This window comes from Frankia sp. AgKG'84/4, assembly GCF_023242965.2.
Lineage (GTDB): Bacteria > Actinomycetota > Actinomycetes > Frankiales > Frankiaceae > Frankia.
The window spans coordinates 1-2,132 of record NZ_JALKFU020001304.1 but is presented as its reverse complement, the minus strand read 5'-3'; the positions used below and the strand labels follow the sequence as shown (position 1 = coordinate 2,132).

The 2,132-nt window shown below is 73.4% G+C and carries 4 protein-coding genes; 2 read left to right on the top strand and 2 right to left on the bottom strand.

Translation table 11 applies throughout. The annotated features are described in order from the left end of the window. The coding region (locus MXD58_RS29910; protein ID WP_250611495.1) for a hypothetical protein at nucleotides 1-221 on the top strand (221 nt) is incomplete at its 5' end. A gap of 14 nt (nucleotides 222-235) precedes the next feature. Here MXD58_RS29910 and MXD58_RS29905 read toward each other — a convergent pair. Further along, nucleotides 236-592 carry a hypothetical protein gene (locus MXD58_RS29905; protein ID WP_248840429.1) on the bottom strand — a complete coding sequence of 119 codons (357 nt, stop codon included), beginning with the start codon at nucleotides 590-592 and terminating at the stop codon, nucleotides 236-238. Nucleotides 593-955: 363 nt separating this feature from the next. Between MXD58_RS29905 and MXD58_RS29900 the strand changes: the two genes are divergently transcribed. After that, nucleotides 956-1,714, top strand: a complete 759-nt coding sequence (locus MXD58_RS29900; protein ID WP_248840428.1) for an SDR family NAD(P)-dependent oxidoreductase — start codon at nucleotides 956-958, stop codon at nucleotides 1,712-1,714. Here MXD58_RS29900 and MXD58_RS29895 read toward each other — a convergent pair. Further along, nucleotides 1,707-2,132 (bottom strand): AtuA-related protein (locus MXD58_RS29895; RefSeq protein WP_518478720.1); only part of this gene is annotated, 426 nt, incomplete at its 5' end. The two genes, MXD58_RS29900 and MXD58_RS29895, sit on opposite strands and share 8 nt — an antisense overlap.

The following is a 2,132-nucleotide window of genomic DNA, read 5'->3' as shown; positions in this document are numbered from 1 at the left end:
GCGGCGAGGACGGCTCGGGGGGGCGTGGCGCGGTGGGCGCGCCCGAGCTGGCGGGCGGGCGGGCCCCCCGCGCGGCCCCCGGCCCGGGCCTGGACGAGGAGACGGTGCTCGCTCTGGCCCGGACCCCGGACCGGGCCAGGACGTTCACCGTCATGCTGCGCGCCCTCGTCGACGGGCTCCTCGCGCCGCCCTCGGGCGGCGGGCCCGCGCCCGCGAGGTAGGGCCAGGTCGCTGCTCACGCGGTCGCCAGGACCTCGGCGGACGACGGCCCGATCCGGGCGGCGGTCGAGGTCGGCAGGTCGGCGACGAACCGGTAGGAGTCGATGGCGTCGAGGCCGCCGACGCGCCGCGCCCTGTCGGCGAGGAGATCCGCGATGGCCTTGGTCTGGGCGATCACCGCTAATTCTTCGGCGCTGTCCCAGTTACGGTCCGCATAGAGCTCGTCGAGGTCCTGCCACGGATTCATGAACTCCCGTGACCACCGGTCGAAATCGTCGTGCCGTTCCCGCACGAGATAGTCCCGAAAACCGAGCAGCGATGCCCCCGCGGGGCAGTCCGCGGACACGATGACCGCTGGTTCGTCGGAATCCATGACGCCCTCCAAGGCGCCGTGTGGGAGGTGCTGCGGAGGGACTGTAACTGGCGTAACATAGCACGTGAAGTCGCGGGGAGAAGGCCGGCTGGATATCGGCGCCTGGCCGGTGGCTTCCGGTGGCGGCGGCTGTCAGTCGGTCAGGACGGTGGCGGCGGACATGGGTCCGCGCGGATGATGGAGAGGCTCGGCGGGTGTAGCGGGGATCACATAGTGGGTGCTATCGACGTACCTCGGTCGCTCCGCACTGTCGCCTTCCACGGGCCCCGGCCGCTGGCCGCGAGCGGCGGAGTGCGACGCGAACAGCGTTTACTGTGTCCCGTGGTTCGCGCCAGGCGCGCGCGGCGGGAAGGGAGATCGACCATGCTCGAACGCTTCAGTCTCGCGGGCAGGGTGGCGTTGATAACCGGCGCCTCCTCGGGCCTCGGGGTCGCGTTCGCCGTCGGGTTCGCCGAGGCCGGCGCGGACGTGGTCATCTGCGCGCGCCGGACCGACCGGCTCGCCGACACCGCCCGGCTCGTCGAGGCCGCCGGCCGCCGCTGCCTGGCCCTCGAGGCCGATGTGAGGAAGGTCGAGGACTGCGACCGGGTCGTCGCCGCCGCCGTGGAGACCTTCGGCGCCCTCGACATCCTGGTCAACAACGCCGGCGTCGGCTCCGCGCACCCGGCGATCCGCGAGAAGCCGGCCGATTTCCGCCACGTCCTCGACGTGAACGTGCACGGCTCCTACTGGATGGCGCAGGCCTGCGGGCGGGTGATGCGCCCCGGCAGCAGCATCCTCAACATCGGCTCGGTGCTGGGCTCCACCACCGCCGGCCTGCCCCAGGCCGCCTACAGCGCGAGCAAGGCCGCGATCATCGGTCTGACCCGGGACCTCGCCCAGCAGTGGACCGGGCGCAAGGGCATCCGCGTGAACGCGCTCGCCCCCGGCTTCTTCCCCAGCGAGATGGTCGATCAGTACCAGCCCGGCTACCTCGACGGGCAGCTCGCGGCCCGGGTGCCGGCGGGCCGGGCGGGCGACCCGCGCGAACTCGCCGCGGCCGCGGTGTTCCTGTCCAGTGACGCCGCCTCCTACATCACCGGCGTGCTGCTCCCCGTCGACGGCGGAATGCTGATCACCTGAGCTGGCCGGTGTCGGCCGGGGCCGTGCCGGCGGGGACGTCGCCGGTGGATCGGTGCTCGGCGGGGAGAAGGTGGGCGGGGGCGTCGATGTGGCGCGACCGGAGGTACTCGCCGAGGCCCTTGGCCTGGGGGTCGGGTCGGGTCGAGGCGGCGACGCCCTCGCCGAGCAGGCCGACGACGACGAAGTTGAGCGCCCGCAGGTTCGCCAGCTCGTAGCGGCGAACCGGCAGGCCGCGTGCCTCCGGCAGCAGGTCGAGGAACCGCTCGACGCTCAGCGTGGACCGCAGCCAGCCGAACGTCGCGTCGTCGCGGGCCCACAGGCCGACGTTCGCGTTGCCGCCCTTGTCCCCGGACCGGGCCCCGACCAGCCGCCCGAGCGGCACGCGCACCGTCCTTGCGCCCCCGCCAGCCGCACCAAC